At 58.5% G+C, this 20,939-nt stretch carries 18 protein-coding genes and 1 pseudogene; 5 read left to right on the forward strand and 14 right to left on the reverse strand.

Translation table 11 applies throughout. The features are described 5' to 3' along the window. Positions 1-18: 18 nt before the first annotated feature. Positions 19-1,608 carry a peptide chain release factor 3 gene (gene prfC, locus MXF20_RS08190; RefSeq protein ID WP_325968723.1) on the reverse strand — a complete coding sequence of 530 codons (1,590 nt, stop codon included), beginning with the start codon at positions 1,606-1,608 and terminating at the stop codon, positions 19-21. A 314-nt stretch (positions 1,609-1,922) separates the two neighbouring features. Between prfC and MXF20_RS08195 the strand changes: the two genes are divergently transcribed. After that, positions 1,923-2,537, forward strand: coding sequence for a hypothetical protein (locus tag MXF20_RS08195; protein WP_325968724.1), 615 nt, complete (start codon positions 1,923-1,925; stop codon positions 2,535-2,537). 6 nt (positions 2,538-2,543) lie between these two features. On the opposite strand, the gene MXF20_RS08200 is transcribed toward MXF20_RS08195, so the two are convergent. From MXF20_RS08200 to MXF20_RS08210, 3 genes are read right to left on the reverse strand one after another with little or no spacing between them, the layout of a single operon-like run. Further along, positions 2,544-3,647 (reverse strand): M20 peptidase aminoacylase family protein, encoded by a 1,104-nt coding sequence (locus tag MXF20_RS08200; RefSeq protein ID WP_325968725.1) that lies wholly within the window; start codon positions 3,645-3,647, stop codon positions 2,544-2,546. 10 nt (positions 3,648-3,657) lie between these two features. Further along, the gene (locus tag MXF20_RS08205) at positions 3,658-4,131 is read right to left on the reverse strand and encodes a YjiG family protein (protein ID WP_021507664.1); all 474 of its coding nucleotides are present in this window, start codon (positions 4,129-4,131) and stop codon (positions 3,658-3,660) included. Further along, positions 4,121-4,789: a nucleoside recognition domain-containing protein gene (locus MXF20_RS08210; RefSeq protein ID WP_325968726.1), complete on the reverse strand. Its 669-nt coding sequence runs from the start codon at positions 4,787-4,789 to the stop codon at positions 4,121-4,123. The genes MXF20_RS08205 and MXF20_RS08210 overlap by 11 nt, the downstream gene beginning before the upstream one ends. A 458-nt stretch (positions 4,790-5,247) precedes the next feature. Between MXF20_RS08210 and ftnA the strand changes: the two genes are divergently transcribed. Then, positions 5,248-5,754, forward strand: coding sequence for a non-heme ferritin (gene ftnA, locus MXF20_RS08215; RefSeq protein WP_325968728.1), 507 nt, complete (start codon positions 5,248-5,250; stop codon positions 5,752-5,754). A gap of 64 nt (positions 5,755-5,818) precedes the next feature. Here the strand turns inward: ftnA and MXF20_RS08220 are convergent, their stop codons facing one another. Continuing rightward, the gene (locus tag MXF20_RS08220; protein ID WP_325968730.1) at positions 5,819-8,662 is read right to left on the reverse strand and encodes a bifunctional diguanylate cyclase/phosphodiesterase; all 2,844 of its coding nucleotides are present in this window, start codon (positions 8,660-8,662) and stop codon (positions 5,819-5,821) included. 255 nt (positions 8,663-8,917) lie between these two features. Next, positions 8,918-10,621 carry a lysophospholipid acyltransferase family protein gene (locus tag MXF20_RS08225; RefSeq protein WP_325968732.1) on the reverse strand — a complete coding sequence of 568 codons (1,704 nt, stop codon included), beginning with the start codon at positions 10,619-10,621 and terminating at the stop codon, positions 8,918-8,920. Positions 10,622-10,894: 273 nt separating this feature from the next. On the opposite strand from MXF20_RS08225, the gene MXF20_RS08230 reads away from it, so the two are divergent. Next, the gene (locus MXF20_RS08230; RefSeq protein WP_325968734.1) at positions 10,895-11,515 is read left to right on the forward strand and encodes a response regulator transcription factor; all 621 of its coding nucleotides are present in this window, start codon (positions 10,895-10,897) and stop codon (positions 11,513-11,515) included. Positions 11,516-11,559: 44 nt separating this feature from the next. Here the strand turns inward: MXF20_RS08230 and MXF20_RS08235 are convergent, their stop codons facing one another. The 6 genes from MXF20_RS08235 to MXF20_RS08260 form a co-directional block, all read right to left on the reverse strand. Further along, on the reverse strand, positions 11,560-12,264 hold the full coding sequence (locus MXF20_RS08235; RefSeq protein WP_325968736.1) for a proteasome-type protease: 705 nt from the start codon (positions 12,262-12,264) through the stop codon (positions 11,560-11,562). Between the two features lie 17 nt (positions 12,265-12,281). After that, entirely contained in the window at positions 12,282-13,082 is an 801-nt protein-coding gene (locus MXF20_RS08240) for a transglutaminase family protein (protein WP_325968737.1), read from the reverse strand. Next, a complete protein-coding gene (locus MXF20_RS08245) occupies positions 13,079-14,008 on the reverse strand; it encodes an alpha-E domain-containing protein (RefSeq protein WP_325968739.1) in 930 nt (309 codons plus the stop codon). Before MXF20_RS08245 ends, MXF20_RS08240 begins: the two co-directional genes overlap by 4 nt. Next, positions 14,002-15,441, reverse strand: a complete 1,440-nt coding sequence (locus tag MXF20_RS08250; protein ID WP_325968740.1) for a circularly permuted type 2 ATP-grasp protein — start codon at positions 15,439-15,441, stop codon at positions 14,002-14,004. The genes MXF20_RS08245 and MXF20_RS08250 overlap by 7 nt, the downstream gene beginning before the upstream one ends. A gap of 125 nt (positions 15,442-15,566) precedes the next feature. Next, a complete protein-coding gene (locus MXF20_RS08255; RefSeq protein WP_325968741.1) occupies positions 15,567-16,169 on the reverse strand; it encodes a hypothetical protein in 603 nt (200 codons plus the stop codon). A gap of 257 nt (positions 16,170-16,426) precedes the next feature. Continuing rightward, on the reverse strand, positions 16,427-17,212 hold the full coding sequence (locus tag MXF20_RS08260) for an OmpA family protein (protein ID WP_325968742.1): 786 nt from the start codon (positions 17,210-17,212) through the stop codon (positions 16,427-16,429). On the opposite strand from MXF20_RS08260, the pseudogene MXF20_RS08265 reads away from it, so the two are divergent. Together MXF20_RS08265 and MXF20_RS08270 are read left to right on the forward strand one after the other, a co-directional pair. Then, positions 17,211-18,923 (forward strand): annotated as a pseudogene (locus MXF20_RS08265) (flagellar biosynthesis protein FlhA); the annotation flags it as partial. The gene MXF20_RS08260 and the pseudogene MXF20_RS08265 overlap by 2 nt on opposite strands. A gap of 102 nt (positions 18,924-19,025) precedes the next feature. After that, positions 19,026-19,508 (forward strand): YlaC family protein, encoded by a 483-nt coding sequence (locus MXF20_RS08270; RefSeq protein WP_021507677.1) that lies wholly within the window; start codon positions 19,026-19,028, stop codon positions 19,506-19,508. 162 nt (positions 19,509-19,670) lie between these two features. Here MXF20_RS08270 and miaE read toward each other — a convergent pair whose 3' ends face one another. Both miaE and rraB read right to left on the reverse strand, forming a co-directional pair. Beyond that, on the reverse strand, positions 19,671-20,432 hold the full coding sequence (gene miaE, locus MXF20_RS08275; protein ID WP_325968744.1) for a tRNA isopentenyl-2-thiomethyl-A-37 hydroxylase MiaE: 762 nt from the start codon (positions 20,430-20,432) through the stop codon (positions 19,671-19,673). A gap of 56 nt (positions 20,433-20,488) precedes the next feature. Beyond that, entirely contained in the window at positions 20,489-20,908 is a 420-nt protein-coding gene (gene rraB, locus MXF20_RS08280) for a ribonuclease E inhibitor RraB (RefSeq protein WP_010615961.1), read from the reverse strand. Between the last annotated feature and the right edge of the window lie 31 nt (positions 20,909-20,939).

Below are 20,939 nucleotides of genomic sequence, written 5' to 3' on the forward strand. Positions count from 1 at the left end.
CCGGTCGGCACGGCGAACTTAGTGCTCGCGCGTTTTACGGAAGGTCACGTCAGGATAGCGCTCCTGCGTGATGTTGAGGTTGACCATGGTTGGTGCGATGTAGGTGAGGTTGTCACCGCCATCGAGCGCCAGGTTGATCTCATTTTTACGCTGGAAGTCGTCAAACTTCTTCGCGTCACTGCACTCAACCCAGCGGGCGGTCGACACGTTGATGGCTTCGTAAATCGCTTCAACGTTGTACTCGCTCTTGAGACGCGCCACGACCACATCAAACTGCAGCACGCCCACCGCACCCACGATCAGATCGTTGTTGTGCACCGGACGGAACACCTGCACGGCGCCCTCTTCCGACAGCTGGACCAGCCCTTTCAGCAGCTGTTTCTGCTTCAGCGGATCGCGCAGGCGAATGCGGCGGAACAGTTCCGGGGCGAAGTTAGGAATACCAGTGAACTTCATGGTTTCGCCCTGGGTAAAGGTGTCGCCAATCTGGATGGTGCCGTGGTTATGCAGGCCGATGATATCGCCCGGATAAGCTTCCTCAACGTGCGAACGGTCGCCCGCCATGAAGGTCAGCGCGTCGGAGATCACCACATCTTTACCAGTGCGCACCTGACGCAGTTTCATGCCCTTCTCATATTTGCCGGACACCACGCGCATAAAGGCCACGCGGTCACGGTGTTTCGGGTCCATGTTGGCCTGAATCTTAAACACGAAGCCGCTGAATTTCTCCTCGTTGGCTTCGACTTTGCGGGTATCGGTCTGGCGCGGCATCGGTGCCGGTGCCCAGGCAACCAGTCCATCCAGCATATGATCGACGCCAAAGTTGCCCAGCGCGGTACCGAAGAACACCGGGGTGATTTCGCCGCTCAGGAACAGCTCTTTGTCGAACTCGTGCGATGCGCCCTGTACCAGCTCGAGCTCGTCACGCAGCTGCTGCGCCAGCTCTTCGCCGACGGCCGCGTCCAGTTCCGGATTCGCCAGCCCTTTAACTACGCGCACTTCCTGAATCGTGTGGCCTTTGCCGCTCTGATACAGGTAAGTTTCATCGTTGTAGAGGTGATAAACGCCTTTGAACAGCTTGCCGCAGCCAATCGGCCAGGTGATCGGCGCACAGGCGATTTTCAGCTCGCTCTCGACTTCATCCAGCAGTTCCATCGGATCGCGGATGTCGCGGTCCAGTTTGTTCATGAAGGTGATGATCGGCGTGTCGCGCAGACGGGTCACTTCCATCAGCTTGCGGGTACGATCCTCAACGCCCTTGGCGGCGTCGATCACCATCAGACAGCAGTCCACCGCCGTCAGCGTACGGTAGGTATCTTCCGAGAAGTCTTCGTGCCCGGGGGTATCCAGCAGGTTGACCAGGCTGTCGCGATACGGGAACTGCATCACTGAGGTGGTGATGGAGATACCGCGCTGCTTTTCCATCTCCATCCAGTCTGATTTGGCATGCTGGCTGGAGCCGCGACCTTTGACGGTACCGGCGGTCTGGATCGCCTGTCCGAACAGCAGGACTTTTTCGGTGATTGTGGTTTTACCGGCGTCCGGGTGCGAGATGATCGCAAAGGTACGACGGCGCGCCACTTCTTCTAAAAAGGGAGCAATAGACATGAGTGAATTCTTCTTCAGGGCAACGCGCGAGCGGCGCGCTGCGAATAAATCATTCCGGAGCCAGTCCGGCGGATAACGGTGCCAATGGCGACGCATGGGCGTCGGGTCACAGCAGGGTGTGTGCGATCTACATTGGCGGCAGTCCGGTTATCCCATCAGCATTGAGGCGGCATAGCATACAATATTTCAGCAGGCGGGGGAATCTGCGGCAGGATGAGACGATGCTCGCGCAGTTCAGGACATGTCTTGTAAACACTAAGCGATGTCTGGCTGAGAATGCCTGTCCGGAACGTCACCCCGGCAAGGACAGCAAAATGACCCTACAGCGAAACCCACATACCTATAGCCCGTCGCACCGGCACGTCGCACTGCCGCAGCCGGCGCAGATGTACCGCAAACCCGGCGAAATGCTGCTGATGCCTGCGCCGGATAACCCAGCCGTGCCAGCCAGCGGCCGCACTGATTTTTCGCGCAGCAGCCTGCCGGCGCACCTGCATTATCTGCTGACGCCGCGCCCCGGTTTTTCTGCCGGTCAGCATTTTGTTCCGGAGTATCCGTACCTGCTGGATGCCGCGCTGTCAGTCACCGCCCGCCAGGGTGCGGTGTCGTTAGCGCCGTATCACGCCGACAGTGATAAGTGCGCGCTGGTGATTGAGCGGCAGACCCTCGTCAAATTTGATCTGCCGCCGCTGCACGATTTGGTGCTGAGCTATATCGGCCTGAACCCGTATTTTACCGAAGTGCGCTTCTATAACCGTGCCGGACGCATCGTGGCGTTTCGTCGCCTGAACGCCACCAAAAAGCGCCACGAAGTGTTCTGGTTCGCCGGTATGAAGCCGGTTGCGCTGGTGATTGAAACCAGCCAGCACAGCTCGGTTTTGCTGGATGAAATGGTGTGGAATCAGACCGTGGACGCGGACGAACGCTGAGGCCACTTACCCCAGCATGCGCACCACCGCCGCCTTGAAGATCTTCACGCCAATCTCCAGCGAACTCAGCTCAAAGCGCATCTGCGGATGGTGCAGCCCCGGCACCAGATTGGTTCCCAGCCCCCAGAAACCGGCTTTCACCTGCGGATTTTTCACCGGGTAGTAGAAGAAATCCTCGCTGCCCGGCGTGGTTTTCGCCGCCAGTAATCCCTGCTCACCCAGCACATCGACAATTGCGGCGCTCAGCAGCGCGGTGGCGTCGGCATCGATTTCCGCCGCCGGCATCTCTTTCAGCACCACCACCTCTGCGGTGGCGCCCAGCGCGGCCACGCTGTGCTGAATCGCCAGGCTGACTTTCTCTTTCAGCAGCTCCATCGGCGCGTTCTCCTGCGAACGCAGATCCCACACCACGCGCGCCTCGTCCGGCACCGAGTTGGTCACGCCGGCGTCGCACAGAAAGCGCGTCGCTTTCACGCTCCAGGTGAGGCCCGGTGCCAGATGAATGCTGTTCACCGCCTGCACCGCCTGTACTGCCGCGTCGAGCGCGTTAACGCCGAGATGCGGTCGTGCGGCATGGGCCGGCGCGCCTTTGATGGTGGCCTCCAGCGTGCTGCACGCTGAATAGATCACCGCAGGCGTCGCCTGTCCAACCTGGCACTCCTCCAGCGGGCGCAAATGGAAGCCAAGGATCATCTCCACGTCATCCAGCGCGCCGCCCTCAATCATCGCCAGCGCGCCGGCCCCCAGCTCTTCGGCCGGCTGGAACAGCAGCTTCAGCCGCCCTTTTTTGATCGCGCCTTCCCGCAGCAACTCCTGCGCGGCGGTCAGCACCACCGACGAGTGGCCGTCGTGGCCGCAGGTATGACGGGCGCAGGCCACGCCGTCGATCACATGCCCGAGCGCATCCATGTCGGCGCGCAGCGCCAGCACCGGGCCCGGCACGCCGCTGTCGATCTCCGCCACAATGCCGGTGGTCTGGTTGATGCCGCGCGTGACCTTAATGCCAGCCTGTTCCAGCTGATCGGCGATGTAGGCCGAGGTTTTAACTTCCTGAAACCCCAGCTCGGGGATTTCATGCAGAAAGTGATAGTGATCGAGAACTCTGGACACCGTTTCGCTCCTAAACAAAAAAACGCATCACAAACATGGCGATAACCGCGTTGATAATGCTGGTGAGCATCAGCAGCGGCCAGTATTTTTTCGGCACATCGGCGACGCCCAGCAGGCGGCCCATGTACTGCAACTGCGACCCCATAAGAAAAATCGCCGGCGCGAGGATCGTGATATCGGTGCCGCTCAGCAGGCCTTTCGCCATCAGGCTCACCGCCACGCCAACGCTGGCCGAAGATGACAGCCACGCGGTCAGCAGCACGGTGATCGCCTCACCGGGCAAACCGAAAATCCCCATCAGCGGCGCAAACGCGTGGCCGAGAAACTGCATGATGCCGAGCAGATTCAGCACTTCCGCCAGTACGTAGGCCATCACCACATTGGGCATCAGATTATGAATAGCAATATGGAAGCCTTTGCGCGCGCCGACAATAAAAATATCAAACGGATTATTATTGACCCGCGTTTGTACGTTATTTGACATCAGCAAAATCCTTCTTATAAACACTGTTTAACACAAAACGCACAAAGGCAGCACCGACAAATTTCAGCACAAACATCAACAGCAGCGGAATAATAATTGGCGCACTCATGGACGCAAATAGCGCCGAGCCAATAGCAAAATAGTTATTAATCAGCCCGGCACCGGAATATTGCCAGGCACTCATCACCACCAGTTCCTTTTTACCGATTTGCTGCTGATCCGCCATCTCTTTGGTGAGCGCCGCGCCGGCATCGGTGCTTTGCAGATCGGTAATCAGCGCCAGCCCGCAGCGTCCCGGCAGGCCCATCAGCGGTTTCAGCAACGGCGTCAGCAGCGTGTGGGCGGCGCGAATCGCGCCGTAGTGGGTGAAAATCTCCAGCACGCCCAGCGCCAGCATCACGGTCGGTGCCAGCGACAGCGCGAACAGGAAGCCGGCTTTGGCGCTGATGCCACCGGCACCGAGAAAGGTGGAGCCTGACTCTTTGATGGTGCCAAAACTGCCGCCCAGCGTGGTGAAATCAAACGCGCCCAGCCAGCTAAAGCCATCCACTTTATAAAGCAAACCGGAAAAAAAAAGGATTGCCAATATCAGCGCCAGATAATTTCCGGCGCTCGCCGTAACCGCGTGTGGCGCGGCGATTGTTTTTTCTTCTGCCATCTTTTCTCCTGCTGACATGCATTTCCTGCCAGACGTTGTTGCAATATACGGAACTTATTTCCAAGCAGGATTTATGCCAACGCGCACTTTCTTTAATTTCGTTATGGCTAATTATGTTCAGTAACAACTAGCAGCAGGAACAGGCGTTTATATCGCAGTGCCAGGTTTATTGCCGGTCGCGCCAGTGATTATTTTAGCGTGTCGCTAACTGGCGAAGAAGTCATCCGCCGGCCCGGCGCTGCACCGCCAGCAGGCAGCACCGATGCACTAAAACAGTGCTGCGAACTGTGAATGAAAATTAGTCAAAGTTGAGAATTCTTCGCATTCAACTAGCGGAATAATTCCATTTATAATCAATAAGATGAATTCAACTTTTTTGCGAAAAAACCTTCACAAAAAAGTATAGATTGATGCATAATTCGCCGTACTTCACCTGACAAATTAAAAAGGACTCAGCCATGTTAACCGCTGAAATGACCTCACGCCTGAACGATCAGCTCAACCTCGAATTCTTCTCCGCCAATCTCTATCTGCAGATGAGCGCCTGGTGCAGCGACAAAGGCTTTGAAGGCGCCGCTTCCTTCCTGAAAATGCACTCGCGCGAAGAGATGCAGCATATGCAGAAGCTGTTCGATTACGTCAGCGATGCCGGTTCGCTGCCGGTGCTGGGCAGCATCGCCGCACCGGCGGTGAGCTGGACCTCGCTGAATGATGTACTGGAAGAAGCGCTGAAGCACGAGCAGCTGATCACCAGCAAAATCAACGAGCTGGTGCATGCCGCGCTGATGTCACAGGATTACTCAACCTTCAACTTCCTGCAGTGGTACGTTGCCGAGCAGCACGAAGAAGAGAAGCTGTTCAAAACCGTGCTGGACAAGCTGGCGCTGGTGGGCAACAAAGGCGAGGGTCTGTTCCTGGTGGACAAAGATCTGGGCCGCATGAACGTCGAAGGCCACGGCCAGTAAAAATAATAAAGATTACGCACAGCAGCATGCACAACGCCCGACCCTGTCGGGCGTTTTTTTATGCTCACTCCAGCGCTTTCAGCCTGAGCTCCGACGGCTGTGGCCGGCCGAACAGGTAGCCCTGAAACAGCGTGCAGCCCTCTTCGCGCAGCCGGACGAACTGCTCATTGCTTTCTACGCCTTCAGCCGTGATCTGAATATCCAGGCTGCGACTCATGCCGGTAATCGCGCGGATGATCGCCAGCGCCTCGCGGCTGTCGCCCATATCATTGATAAATGACTTATCGATTTTGATCTTATCGAACGGGAACGAACGCAGATAGCTGAGCGACGAGTAGCCGGTGCCGAAGTCATCGAGCGCAATCTGCACGCCGAGCGTTTTCAGGCTCTGCAGCGTGCGGATATTGCCGAGCGTGTCATCCAGCAGTACCGATTCGGTGATCTCGACTTCCAGCCGATGCGGCGCCAGGCCGGATTCGCGCAGCGCGCCCTCCACCACCGACACCAGCGAGCTATTTTTGAACTGCAGCGGCGACAGATTCACCGACACCGACTGGTCGGTTTCCCAGCTCTGCGCCTCGCGGCAGGCTTCGTACAGCGCATAGGCACCGAGCATGTGGATCAGCCCGGTCTCTTCGGCTATCGGAATGAAGTCATTCGGCATGATCAAGCCTTTGATCGGATGATGCCAGCGCATCAGCGCCTCGTAGCCAATGATGCCGGTTTCGTTGGTGATTGGCTGATAATAGAGCTTGAGCTGCCGTCCGGTGATCGCCTCGCGCAGATCGTTCTCGATCACCCGGCGGCTGCGCGCCACATTATCCATCTCCAGCGTAAAGTGCTCATAGCGGTTGCGGCCGTTGCGTTTGGCTTCGTACAGCGCCATGTCGGCGCAGCGCAGCATGTGCTCCGGCGTGTTGGTGGCCTGTGACGTCAGCGCGATACCGACGCTCAGCCCGACCGACAGGTTGTGCCCTTCGACATTGATCGGCGGACGAATGGCTTCGATCAGGCGCTGCGCCACAACCGCGGCCTCATCGGCGCCGCGCACGTTGGGCAGCACGATGGCAAACTCATCGCCGCCGATACGTGCCAGCGTGTCCTGATCGCGCAGCACGCTGCGCAACCGCTTCGCCACCACGCGCAACAGATCGTCACCGATCTGATGCCCCAGCGCATCGTTCACGTTCTTGAAGTTATCCAGATCGAGGCACAGCGTGGCGCTGATCTGCCCCTGCTGCTGATCGACGCGCAGCGCTTCGCTGAGCTTCTGGCGAAACAGGATGCGGTTCGGCAGGCTGGTAAGATTATCGTGATGCGCCATGTGACGAATGCGCGCATCGGCTTCGCGCTGATCGGTGACATCTTCCACAATCAGCATCACGTAATTCTGCCGCATGTCTTTGCCGCTGATGGTGGTAGCGCGGGTGTGTAGCACCCGCTCACCGCCGGCGGTCAGTAACAGCTGCTCGCGCGCGTGAATGCCTTCGCTGCGCAGTGCGATATCCGCCAGGCTGTTGAAATAATCACTCAGTTCCGCCGACATACATTCGTGCGGCCGCTTATGCATAATCAGCGACTTGCTGAAGCCAAACAGCTGCTCGGCTTTGTCATTGACCATCAGGATTTCGCGGCTGATGGCGTCTTCGACGATCACGCAGGAGGGAATGTTGCTGATGATGGTGTCGAGGAAGCCCGATAGCTCCGACATTTTGGCGCTCTGCGCCTGCGCCAGATCGCGCGCGCGCAGCAACTGCTGCTCGTGCTCGCGCCGCTCGGTGACGTCGCGGGTGATCTTGGCAAAGCCGATCATTTTGCCCTCTTCATCATGAATCGCATCAATCACCACATGCGCCCAGAAGGCCGAGCCGTCTTTGCGGTAGCGCCAGCCCTCATCCTCGAAGCGGCCGGTTTTTAGCGCAATGCCGAGATTGGCATCCGGCGTGCGCGCCTGGCGTTCCGTTGAGCCGTAAAATACTGAGAAGTGCTGACCCACGATTTCGTCGGCCTGGTAGCCTTTGGCGCGCTGCGCGCCGGCGTTCCAGTTCACCACCCGGCCCTGTAAATCCAGCATATAGATGGCGTAATCCGTCACGCCTTCCACTAACAGGCGGAAGGTTTTCTCGTATTCGCGCTGCTTGCGCAGCAGCGCCTGCTGTTCGGTGCAGTCGCGGGTGATTTTGGCATAGCCGATCAGTTTGCCGGCGTCATCGCGAATCGCGTCGATGATCACGTGTGCCCAGAACGCGCTGCCGTCTTTGCGGTAGCGCCAGCCCTCATCTTCAAAGCGACCGGTTTTAAACGCGGTGGTGAGGTTGCGTTCCGGGATATGGTTCAGGCGATCCTGGGCGCTGTAGAAGCGCGAGAAGTGCTGGCCGACAATCTCTTCGGCCACGTAGCCTTTGGCGCGCTGCGCGCCGGCGTTCCAGTTTTCGACATTGCCGTCGAGGTCGAGCATGTAGATGGCGTAGTCCGTTACGCCTTCAACTAATAAACGGAAACGCTGCTCCTGTTCCTGTTGTTTACGTTGCTGCGCCTGCTGTTCGGTGCAGTCGCGGGTAATTTTGGCAAAGCCCAGCAGTTCGCCGTATTCATCGCGGATGGCGTCAATCACCACGTGTGCCCAGAAGGCACTGCCGTCCTTGCGATAGCGCCAGCCTTCGGTTTCATAGCGGCCGGTGGCGGTGGCAATCGCCAGACCGCGCTGCGGCGCGCCGTTGCGCCGATCCTCTTCACTGTAAAACAGCGCAAAATTCTTCCCGACAATCTCGTCCGGGGTATAGCCTTTGGCGCGTTGCGCCCCGGTGTTCCAGTTCGCCACCGTGCCATCGGGCTTGATCATATAGATGGCGTAATCCACCACGCTCTGCACCAGCAGCCGGTACATTACGTCAGAGTTATTATTCATTGTTGTTCGCCTATGCTGGCCAGGTCTCGATGCGCGATTAAGATAATTCTTAATTATCAGGCAGACTTAAACGCAAAAGCGCATCGCTTACAAGCGCAAATCATCCGCAGACAAAAGTTGGTAGTAGGGTTATCGGCAGTGGCGAGAAAATGTTCAGTGGGATAGCATACTTATTGCGCAACGTTGACAGCACGCAGCGCGGAGAACCCCCGGCTGCGTGCGTTTGTGGCGGTTAACTGACGTTATCTGGCGCGTTCAGGTTAAATGCATGCCGATATAGCGCTCATAACGCGCGGGTTTCACGCGAGACAGATCGACCAGCACCAGGCCATCAATGCAGTTGTTGAAATCCGGATCGCTGCCGAAGTCGATAAACTGCACGCCGCCCGGCTCGCACACTTCCGAATACTGCTTGTACAGCGTCGGGATCGCCGTACCGAGATTGGCCAGCAAATGTTTGAGACGGCGCAAATCGTCGGCATAGTTATCGCCGGTGAACTGCGCCAGCACTTCCGGCAGCGACGCCGGATAAGGGCGGCGCGATTTGGCCAGCGGCAGATCGGTCGGGAAGTAGAGCCGGTAAAACGCCACCAGCAGATCGCGCGCCGCCAGCGGCATGGTGCCGGAAATCGACACCGGGCCAAACAGGTAGCGCGTCTGCGGATAGCGTGCAATGTAAGCGCCAATGCCCATCCATAAATAATCCAGCCCGCGTTTCCCCCAGTAGGCCGGCTGAATAAAGCTGCGCCCCAGCTCCAGCCCCTGATTGATAATTGGCAGCATGCGCTCGTCATAATGGAACAGACTGTCGCTGTAGATGCCCGACAGCCCGCGCTGCGCCAGCTGCTCAGCGCCAGGAATAAAGCGGTAAGCCCCGACAATCTCCAGCGCTTCGTCATCCCACAAAATCAGGTGGTAATAATCATCGTCATACTTGTCGAGATCGCGCCGCCGGCCGCTGCCCTCGCCCACCGCGCGGAAAGCGATTTCGCGCAACCGGCCCAGCTCGCGCAGCAGCGGCACCCAGCTGGCACCGTTGCGCCGCCACAAATAGATCTGTTTGCCGTCCGGCAGCGTCCCGAGCCGTTCGCTCTCCAGCAGCGCTTTTTTCAGCTCAGCGCGGTCTTCCGGGCGGGCAATGGCGGCTTCGGTGAGGAACAGCCCGCGCCGCCCCTGGCCAATGCGGTAGAGATGTTTGCGCAGCCGCTTCGCCAGCTCTTTGCCCGGCGTATGGCCATCGTGCCAGTTGGCAAACGGGATCTGCTCGCCAATGTGCAGTTTGATGCGCGTACCGCGCTGGCGGAACATTTCGCGCACCAGCATCAGCAGCGCCAGCGGTGCCGCCACCTTCGCCGCAGCGTAAAACGCCAGGCTGTTGCGTCCGACGACGTGCACCGGCACCAGCGGCGCGCGGGCGCGGGCGGCGAGGCGCAGAAAACTATGGTGCCAGTGGCGGTCGCGCACGCCACGGCTGGACAGACGTGATACTTCGCCCGCCGGGAAGATAATCAGCGCGCCCTGATTGTCGAGATGCTGCTGCATGCGGGTCAGCTGTTCGCGGCTGGTGCGGTTGCCCATGTTATCCACTGGCAGCATCAGGTTGTTGATGGGCTCCAGCATCATCAGCATACGGTTGGCGACGATTTTGACATCGCGCCGCACCTGCGACACCGCGGCCAGCAGCGCCAGGCCGTCCAGCGCGCCGAGCGGATGATTGGCGACGATCACCACCGGCCCGTGCGTCGGGATCTGTTCGAGGTCGCGCTCGCTGAGTTCACAGCGCACATCCAGGTGCTCCAGCACCTGCTCCACCATATCCACCCCTTTCAGATGCGGATAGCGCTGCGCAAAGTCCTGAAACTCCTGTTCACGCACCGCCCACTTCAGCAGGCTTTTCTGCCAGTGCGCCGGTTGCTGGCCTGGCCAGTAAGTATTGAGAAGCTGATCAACGGAAAACATGGTGCACCTTTTTATACGCAGCGGTTTATTCCCCTGACGTTAAAACGGCTTGTTTTCAGATTTATGACCATGGCATAGCAGATCGGAAAAAGTATTAACGCGCTTTGTTCTGGCGCATGAAAAAGTCAACTTTGCCTTAAATGAGAATTTTCCAGACAGGACTTAAATCTTATTCTTAAGACCCATGAATTAATCTGGTCACACCTCTGCTAATGAATTTTCATCGGTGTTTATTCCTTGCGTTCTTTTTTTGTTTATTTTCGGACTACACATATGATTCATTCGGTATTTATTGTTGATGACCACCCGTTAATCTGTGCGGGTATTCAGGCACTGCTGCACGCTTATGACTATTCGATTGCGGGCATTGCCAACAAAGGCGATTTACTGATTAGCGAATTACATCATGCGCAGCCAGATGTGGTGCTGCTCGATCTGACCATGCCCGGCCGCGCCGGTATTCCGCTGATTGCCGACATTAAACGTATTTTGCCGCAGCAGAAAATTATTGTTTTTACCGCCTCAGAAAGCCTGTTTTATCAACGCTGTTGTCTGCAACTCGGGGTAGAAGGCTATGTATGTAAACGCGGCGATTTGGAAACTTTATTGACAGCAATTAAAGAGGTTGAGCGCGGAAAACGTTTTTATCCCATCACCCACAGCGCAGCAGATGCCGCAGAGTTGATTGAGAGCGAAAAATTGATGAGCCTGACGCGCCGCGAATTGATTGTGCTGGTGAAACTGGCTTCCGGCATGAGTAATAAAGAGATCGCGTCGCAATTACAGCTGAGCAGTAAAACCATCAGCACGTATAAAATTAAAATCCTGCGCAAGCTCGGCCTGAAAGGGATTAGCGGAATTAATACGGCGGCGCGCGCCAATGAGCTGGTGTAAGACACGCCCGGCCCGGTGCGCCAGGTTGACGACCGGGCAGCAGGTCAGAGCTTGAGCGGCGGCAGCTGAGAAAACACGCTCAGCAGCCCTTTGCTCCACAGCTGGCGGATCTGGGAAAAGTAAGGATGCTGCTCGGTAATGTGGTACTGCTCGCTGTCGCAGAAGCTGTCGCTGTGGTAAATCATCACGTCGAGCGGCAGGCCGACCGAGATGTTACTCGCCAGCGTCGAATCCATGGAGATCAGCGCGCACTGCATCGCCTGGCTGAGCGGCGTCTCGTAACGCAGCACGCGGTCAATAATCGGCTTACCGTATTTGCTTTCGCCAATCTGAAAGTACGGCGTATCAACGCTGGCTTCGATAAAGTTGCCCTGCGGATAGATCTGAAACAGCCGCGGCTCTTCGCCGCGAATCTGCCCGCCGAGCAGTAGCGTACCGCCAAACTCCTCGCCGTCGCGCGCGATCACTTCACGCAGCGTAGCGCCCACCAGCAGCGCAATGTCGTACAGCGAGCGCCCGTTGAGCAGGTTGGGTTGTTCACTGTCGTTGCTGTTGCGCCGCAGCAGGCTCATCACGCTCTGGGTGGTCGCCAGATTGCCGGCGCTTTGCAGCACCAGCGTGCGCTCATCATCCACCTGAAACACATGCAGTTTGCGGAACGAGGAGATGTGATCCACGCCCGCATTGGTGCGTGAATCCGAGACAAAAATCATCCCGGCCGATAAACGCATTGCCACACAATAAGTCATAGTTACGCCTGTTCCGATTACTGCTGCCCGTGCACCTGTTGCACCGCAGCCACCGCCAGCATATCTTCACCGCCGCCGCCGAGCCGAATGCCGCGCACCGGACAGGCATCGAGATAGTCGACGCCCACCGCCAGCCGCAAGTGCTGGCGCGTGCTGCGCGTATTATTGGTGATATCAAAGCTGTGCCAACTGCCATCCAGCCAGGCCTCAACCCAGGCGTGGGTGGCAACGTGTTCGACGTTATCAGTGTACAGATAACCACTGACGTAGCGCGCCGGGATCCCCAGGCTGCGACAGCAGGCGAGAAACACGTGGCTGTGATCCTGGCAAACGCCGCTGCCGGCGGCAAACACTTTCGCCGCACTGTCGCTCACCGCAGTGCTGCCGGGCCGGTACGGCATCTTCAGCAGCAGCTCGTCCATCAGCTTCTCCAGGCTGGCGAGCGGTTTTTCCGCCTGCCAGTAGCGCTGGGCGAAGTCGCGGATCGCCGCATCCGGCTGGGTCAGCGGCGTAGCGCGCAAAAACACCAGCGGTGACAGCGTCGACTGCGGATCCGGCGCCAGCTCGCTGACATCCAGAATCTCGACCACGCCGCGCGCGGCAATCTCCAGCAGCTGATGCGGCCTGTCCAGCGTCAGCACGTGCAGCACGTTGCCGTAGGCATCCAGCGTGCGCGTCGCCTCACACGGCAGATCGAGCTGCCACGACAGAATCTGCTGGTGCACCGAGTTCTGCGGCGTCAGGCGCAGATACTGGGTGCTGAGTTTCACCTGCTGCTCATAGGCGTACCAGGTTTTGTGCTCAATGTTCAGTCTCATTTCGCCTCCAGATAGGTATGGTTGATGCTCTCCGCCAGCGCGTTGATATTTTCAAGAAACCGGTTCAGCCACGGCTGCAGGCCGTCGCGCGTCAGGCTTTCCCAGGTGCTGAAGCGCATCTCCGCCAGCAGGACGGTACTGAGATAGCGCGGGCGATCTTCGCCGCTGCTGCCGATCTGCTCGAGCTGGAGGACGATCTCTTCAATACAGGAGTGCAGCGAGCGCGGGCTCTCGCTGCGCAGGATCAGCATTTCGTTGACCAGCGGCGGCATCAGCTGCTGCTTGAAAATGGCGTTGTAGGCTTCACGCGCCGATACCGCGCGCAGCAGGCTGTCGAGGCAGTAATACTCCCGCACCGTGTCAGGGTGCTGCTCCAGCAGCTGCTGGTTAACGCTCAGCAGCCGCGCGGTGCCGTCGCTGCGCTCCATCAGCGTGCCGAGACGGATAAAGCGCAGCGCATCACCGCGCAGCAGCGTGCCCGACATCGCGCCGCGAAACAGATGCGAGCGCTCTTTGACCCAGTCGAAGAAGCTGTCGGCGCTGGCCGGCGAGATACCGCGGCGGCGCGTGCTGCGCATCTCGATCCACGTCGAGTTAATACTTTCCCACACTTCGGATGAGAGGCTGCCGCGCACCGCGTGCGCATTGTTCCACGCCGCCTGCCAGCAGCTGAAAATACTGCAGGGATTGCGCTCATCCAGCGCGAAAAAGTTAAACAGCTGCGGCATGGTGCAGCGCCCGTTGAGGGTTTCAAACAGCTGGCGCGTACCGGTGAGGTTGAGCGGCAGCAGCAGTTCGTCGCCCTGGCGGTTGCGCACCGGCATCAGCGACAGACGATGGGTCACATCCAGCACCCGGGCAAGTTGTTCTGCGCGCTCGAGATAGCGCGCCATCCAGTAAAGGCCACTGGCCGTGCGACTTAGCATGATGTGTCATCCTCCAGCACCCAGGTGTCCTTAGTGCCGCCGCCCTGCGACGAGTTCACCACCAGCGAGCCTTCGGTCAGCGCCACGCGCGTCAGGCCGCCCGGCACCAGCCGGATATCGGCACCGCACAGCGCAAAGGGCCGCAGATCGATATGACGCGGCGCCAGCCCGTTGTCGATAAACGTCGGGCAGGTGGAGAGCGACAGCGTATCCTGCGCGATGTAATTATCCGGCCGCGCCAGCAGCCGCTCACGAAACTCGCTCAGCTCCTGCTGGCTGGCGACCGGGCCGATCAACATGCCGTACCCGCCGGCACCGTGCACCTCTTTCACCACCATCTGCGCCAGATTGGCCAGCACATAGCTGAGATCCTGCGGTTTGCGGCATTGCCAGGTGGGCACGTTGTTGAGGATCGGATCTTCATCAAGGTAGTAACGGATCATCTCCGGGACGTACGGGTAGATCGACTTGTCATCGGCCACGCCGGTGCCGATCGCATTGGCCAGCACCACGTTGCCGGATCGGTATACCGACAATAAGCCCGGTACGCCGAGCATGGAGTCCGGCCGGAAGGCGAGCGGATCGAGAAACGCATCATCCACGCGGCGATAGATCACATCGACTTTGCACGGCCCGGCGGTGGTGCGCATTAACACCGCGCCATCTTTGACGAACAGATCGGCGCTCTCCACCAGCTCCACGCCCATCTGCTGGGCAAGGAAGCTGTGCTCAAAGTAGGCGCTGTTGAAGCGTCCCGGCGTCAGCACTACCACCACCGGATCGTTTACCGGCGAGCTTTCGCGCAGCGTCTGCAGCAGGTGCGACGGATAGCGCTCAACCGGCGCGATGTGCTGCGCGGCAAACAGCTCCGGATAGAGGCGCATCATCATTTTGCGGTTTTCCAGCATGTAGGAGACGCCGGACGGCGTGCGCAGATTATCCTCCAGCACGTAATAGTCGCCGTCGCTGTTGCGTACCATATCGACGCCGGTAATGTGCGCGTAGATCTGGCGATGCAGATCGACCCCCTGCATACAGGGCTGATACTGATCGTTAACCAGCACCTGCTCCGCCGGCACGATGCCAGCCTTGAGGATGTATTGCTGATGGTAGATATCGTGCAGGAAGGCGTTGAGCGCCTGAACGCGCTGGCGGATGCCGCGTTCCAGCATCGCCCACTCGCTGGCCGGAATGATGCGCGGCACGCTGTCGAACGGGATCAGCCGTTCGGCGCCGCCGTCGTCACCGTAGACGTTAAAGGTGATGCCGACGCGATGAAACAGCAGTTCTGCTTCTTCACGTTTGCGCGCCACCGCCTCTTTGTCCGCCTGTTGTAACCATTCCCAGTAATGCTGATAGTGAGCGCGGTGCTGACCGTCGCTCTGCAACATCTCATCGTAGAACGTTGATGCTATCTGGTCGCGTGCTTTCATGATTTACCCGGCGCTTGTCAGAGGACCTGACTTCTCTCCTGCACAAAGTGTGCCAGAGGCACGCCGCCGCAACGGCACGCGCGCCCCGAAAGCGGAGCCGCGCCGGATAATCGTTGCCTTGCACCTTACTGGTGCATCAGCTGCTGCGCCACTGGCAGCCAGATTTCGGTCATGGCTCCTTCGCCACCGGTAAAGGGATCGCGATCCGGCAGCGGTACGCGCTGGATCAGCTCTTTTGACGCACGCAGCCGGGAGGGTTCGTCGCGCACGGTTTCCGGTGACATTCCTTCAGGATAGGCGCCAACGGTGAAAAAGTCGTCAGAGGCAAACACCTGCTTATGACCTACGCCTGCCGGGATCAGCACCGCATCGCCTTCACGCAGCGTCACCATGCGACCGCTGTCGCCGCCAAACAGCACTTCTGCCCAGCCCGCGCCGACGCCCAGCACCTCATGGGTATTAGGATGATAATGGGTGTAAGGAAAAATCGGCGCGCGCCACGCCGCAGGCCAGCCGCTGGCGCTAAAGGTTTTTTCAAACCACGCCGCGCTGTCTTCTTCGTCTTCCGGCACTACGCACGGCCAGATGATCAGCGGCAGCGGATTATTGGGCACGCCGCCGGACGGCAGCGATAACATCAGATGCTGCGGGTTACCTGACGATCCCGCGGAAAAGGTACCGGCGGCGAAAGACATCAGTAACAGCAGGCTGGAAGGTTGGGCAGACATACTCTTTCTCCGGTTAGCCACGTTGCTTAATTGTGGCAAAGCCATAGGGCAATGCAATGTGCGCACACCGGCAAAATTCACATAAAAGAATGATTTAGCTTACTAAAGCCAAATTACTTATTAACATATTTAACATTTCGTGGCATGCCGGGACGCGTCTCGCTTACGCAGCCTTTAACACGGCAAAAAACAGGCAAAAAAAACCGGTGGATTTCGCCACCGGTAGAATCAACAGTTGATTCAAAGGCACTGACAGGTTATCGCAGGCGGTCAGCGATGGGTTTCACCACGTTCTCCCCTTCGCGACCATAAAACTGAAACAGCGTCTCGGCTGCCGCCTCGGTGAGCACCATGATTTCAATGCGGCGGTTGCGCGCGCTGAGCGGATCGCTTTTGTCCAGCGGCATGCGTGATGACATGGCATTCACCTGCAGCACGCGCGCGCTCTCCAGACCGCCGCGCTCCAGCGCGCGCCGCGCCGCCAGCGCACGGTCACCGGAGAGATTCCAGTTGTTGTAAGCGGCGTTACCGCTGTACTGCGCGGCGTCGGTGTGGCCGCTGATCATGATTTTGTTGTCGATGCGGTTAAAAACCGGGCCGAGTTCGGTCAGCAGGCGCTGATAAAACGGCGTCAGCACCGCGCTGCCGCGCGGAAACATCATGCGATCCTGGTCATCCTGGATCAGGATACGCAGCCCCTGCGGCAGGGTTTCCAGCGTCAGCAGGTTCTGGGCGTGATAGCTGTTAATGATGCTCTGGATCTGCTGACGCAGCTGCGCCAGCTCGGCGTCCGAGCGCGACAGCACGCTGTCCAGATCTTCCTGCGGCAGGTTAGCGTTGCTGTTGCTGTCACTGTTGTCCGCGCTGGTATCACTGACGGTGGCGCCCTCGGTCGGCGGCGCAATCGCCAGCGTTTCACCAATGATGGCGGAGCCGCGCCCGGTTTCGACATCGAACGGATTAAAGCCGGAGCCGTTAAACACCGAGGTGCCGTTGAGCTGCGCGACGATCTCTTTACGCTCGTCTTCGGTGACCGCACCCATGATCAACTTTGTGGTGGTGACCAAAGGGGCCGAGCGTATTTCTGAGGTGTCAGCGCGCTTTACCCTCGACGCGCTGCCGGGCAAACAGATGGCGATCGACGCCGATCTCAACGCCGGGCTGATCAATCAGGAACAGGCGCGCGTGCGGCGTCAGGATGTGGCCAACGAGGCGGACTTCTACGGCGCGATGGACGGTGCCTCCAAGTTTGTGCGCGGTGACGCCGTTGCCGGCATCATGATCCTGCTGATCAACGTGCTCGGCGGTATTCTGATCGGCGTGTTTAAACATGGTTTACCGGCCGGCCAGGCGTTCGAACAGTATGTGCTGCTGACCATCGGTGACGGTCTGGTGGCACAGATTCCGTCGCTGCTGCTGTCGACGGCGGCGGCGATCATCGTGACGCGCATCAGCGACGGCGCTGACATGGGCGAGGAGGTGAAGTCGCAGCTGCTGGCGAAACCGGCCACGCTGTATACCGCCGCGGGCGTGATGTTTGTGCTGGCAATTGTGCCCGGCATGCCGCACATGGTGTTTCTCGCCTTCACCGCTCTGCTGCTGTTTGCCGCGTGGCGCCAGAGCCGCGTGGTGCAGAAGCCGACGCAAAGCCATGTCGATATGGAAGCCATCAATCAGGCGCTGGCGCAGCCAGACGAACAGCCGACCATCAGCTGGGACAATATTCCGCTGGTTGAGCCGATCGGCCTTAACCTGGGCTACAAGCTGGTCACGCTGGTGGATAAAGGCAAAGGCGCACCGCTGACCCAGCGTATGCGCGGCGTGCGTCAGGTGGTGTCAGAAACCAGCGGCGTGCTGCTGCCGGAGATCGCCCTGCGTGAGGATTTCCACTTAAAACCGTCGCAGTACGCGATTAAGATCAACGGCGTCCGCACTGCCGTGGGCGAAGTCCACGCCGACCGCCTCATGGCGCTACCGACGCCGGATCAATACGGTGAGATCGACGGCCTGCTGGATACCGATCCCGCCTACGGCATGGCAGTGACCTGGATCCTGCCGGAGCAGAAAGCCAAAGCGCTGAATCTGGGGTATCAGGTGGTCGACTGCGCCAGCGTGGTGGCTACCCACGTCAACAAAGTGGTGCGCGAAAACCTGCCCGAACTGTTCAACTACGATGATATTACCCAGCTGCATCAGCGGCTGGCGAGCGTGGCGCCGAAGCTGTCGGAGGATCTCAACGCGGCAGTGAACTACAGTCTGCAGCTCAAGGTGTATCGTCTGCTGCTCAACGATCAGGTGTCGCTCAAGGACATCACCACCATCGCCACCACGCTGCTTGAGAGCGTGGCGATCACCAAAGATCCGATCCTGCTGACCTCCGACGTGCGTTACGCGCTGCGTCGCGCCATGGTGGCGGCGATTGCGCCGGACAACAAACCGCTGTCGGCCTATACGCTGGATAACAGCCTGGAAAACCTGCTGCTGGCAGCGCTCAATCAGGCGCAGCAGGGCGGCAAAGTGGCGCTGGACAGCTTCCCGGTCGACCCCAACATACTCACCCAGTTGCAAAGCACGCTGCCGGTGATGATGGAGCAGCTGAAAGCGCAGAACCTGACGCAGGTGCTGCTGGTGACACCGCAGCTGCGGCCGCTGATTGCGCGCTACGCCCGGCTGTTCGCCAGCGGGCTAAATGTGCTGTCGTATAACGAGGTGCCGGACGACGCCAATCTGCAGATTGTCGGGCAGGTGTCATGATGCGTTGCGGAGAACTGTTATAAAAAAACACCGCTGATCTGTCTCTGCCGCCCTTCACTGTTATGTGGTTTACTGGCAGGCAGTGATATTCAGAGGTGAATAATGGACGCGATTAAACAAATTCTGATCGATGAAATCGACACGCTCAACCGCGAAGAGCGGCGCGATAATCTGCCGCGTTTTAGCTTTAACTTCCTGAAAACCCATCCGGGGCTGTGGGGCGTGATGTACCTGTGCTACGGCCTGTGCGTGGCGCTGATTTTCTCGACTGAGATGCTCGGCTGGCCAGCCTTCTGGTTCGCCACGGTGTTCGTGCTGGTGATGAGTTTTCTGATGCTGCTGGACATCAACCCGAAATACCGCTTCGAGGACATCGATACGCTGGATCTGCGCGTGTGCTACAACGGCGAGTGGTATTACGTGCAGCCGGTCTCACAGCAGGCGCTGGACAAGATCCTGGAGAATCCGGGTACGCCCGAGCGCGTGCGCAGCGGCATCGATCGCCTGATGCAGCAGAAAGGGGAAGTGGATTTTTATGATGTCTATTACCTGACCTGGGGCCATCAGCGCGCCGCGAAGATCTGATCGGGCAAATTCATTCCTGCTTCCATGGTATTGATAAGCCCTTAATGACTCACTGCTTAATTACTATCCCCAGCGTCTTTACACGGAAGGTATGCAAAGATAAGGCGGTTAGTAAGACAACGCCTGAAGGCTGGATCAGGAAGTTTCGCCGCGTGCACCAAATCAAAACGCCGGCACGCCGCTGTGAAAACGCAGCTCAGCGTCCGGCTCGCTGATTAAACGCGCTTCCGCTGCACCAATCGCCCGCACGCGCGGCGCGATATCCTTCGGTGAAATCTGTGCCGCCAGCGTCAGGTAATCCTGATAGTGGCGCGCTTCAGAACGCAGCAGCGAGATGTAAAACTTCTCCAGCGGCGCATCGAGATACGGTGCCAGGCTGGCGAAGCGCTCGCAGGAACGTGCTTCGATGTACGCCCCGCAAATCAGTTTATCCACCAGCGTATCCGGCTCATGGGTGGTCACTTCACGCAGCAGCCCTTTGGCGTAGCGGCTGGCGGTAATCTTGCGATAGGGCAAACCGCGCGCCTGCATGATTTCCCACACCTGATAAAAATGGTGCAGCTCCTCTTTAATCAGCAGCACCATCTTTTCCACCATTTCATCGGCCCACGGCAGTTCATTGCGCACAATGATGCTTTTACTCAGATTTTTGTGGGCGTTGATGAAATCGCTGTCGTGATTCTCGCCGAAAATAAAATCTTCATACGGCTGCAGCCACGCCAGAATTGCGTCGCCGCTGGGTTTATCCGCGACGTATTTGCGAATCAGCCACACTGCGGTCTGCGCCGCCTTTAACTCGCACACCATGTGATCGGTGAGCAGCAGCGTGAGATTTTCCGGCTTACGCGCTTCATCAATCCACGCCTGCGGCGTGCGGCACTGTAAAAACTGGTGAATGGGGTCTAATAGCGAAGCGTAATTCATCGGAGGTTCTTTGCTGGCAGGAAAATTACCGGGCGGCATGTGCCGCCCGTCAGGGCTTAGTGACGCACACCGTCATCGTCTTCGTCGTCGATCTCTTCGCCGTCGTCTTCATCTTCGGCATCCGGATCTTCAAAGTAGGTGCCCCAGCCGTCGTAATCGACGTTGTATTTCCCGACCAGATTCACCAGCTGCTCGACCTGCGCGTCAATCAGTTCCGGCTTCAGCGCCGATTCGCTCAGGATGTCGACGCACATCACGGTGCTGCCGTCTTCCAGCTCCAGCTCTTCCGGCTCGGTGACTTCATAGCCCAGCTTGAACGCGTCAACCGCGGCCTTCTCCAGCGAGTCGAAGTTGTTGCAGGAGAGATGATGCTCGATGGTGTAAAGCGCATCCGGATCGCTGCCGTCTTCCAGCAACTCTTCAATGATCAGGCGCGTCTCTTCGCGCTGTTCTTCCAGCAATGCTTCGTATGCCATGGGCGTGTCCTCAAAATGGTGGCAGTGAATG

The sequence above is a fragment of the Pantoea dispersa genome (assembly GCF_035783935.1).
GTDB classification, from domain to species: Bacteria; Pseudomonadota; Gammaproteobacteria; order Enterobacterales; family Enterobacteriaceae; genus Pantoea; species Pantoea dispersa_C.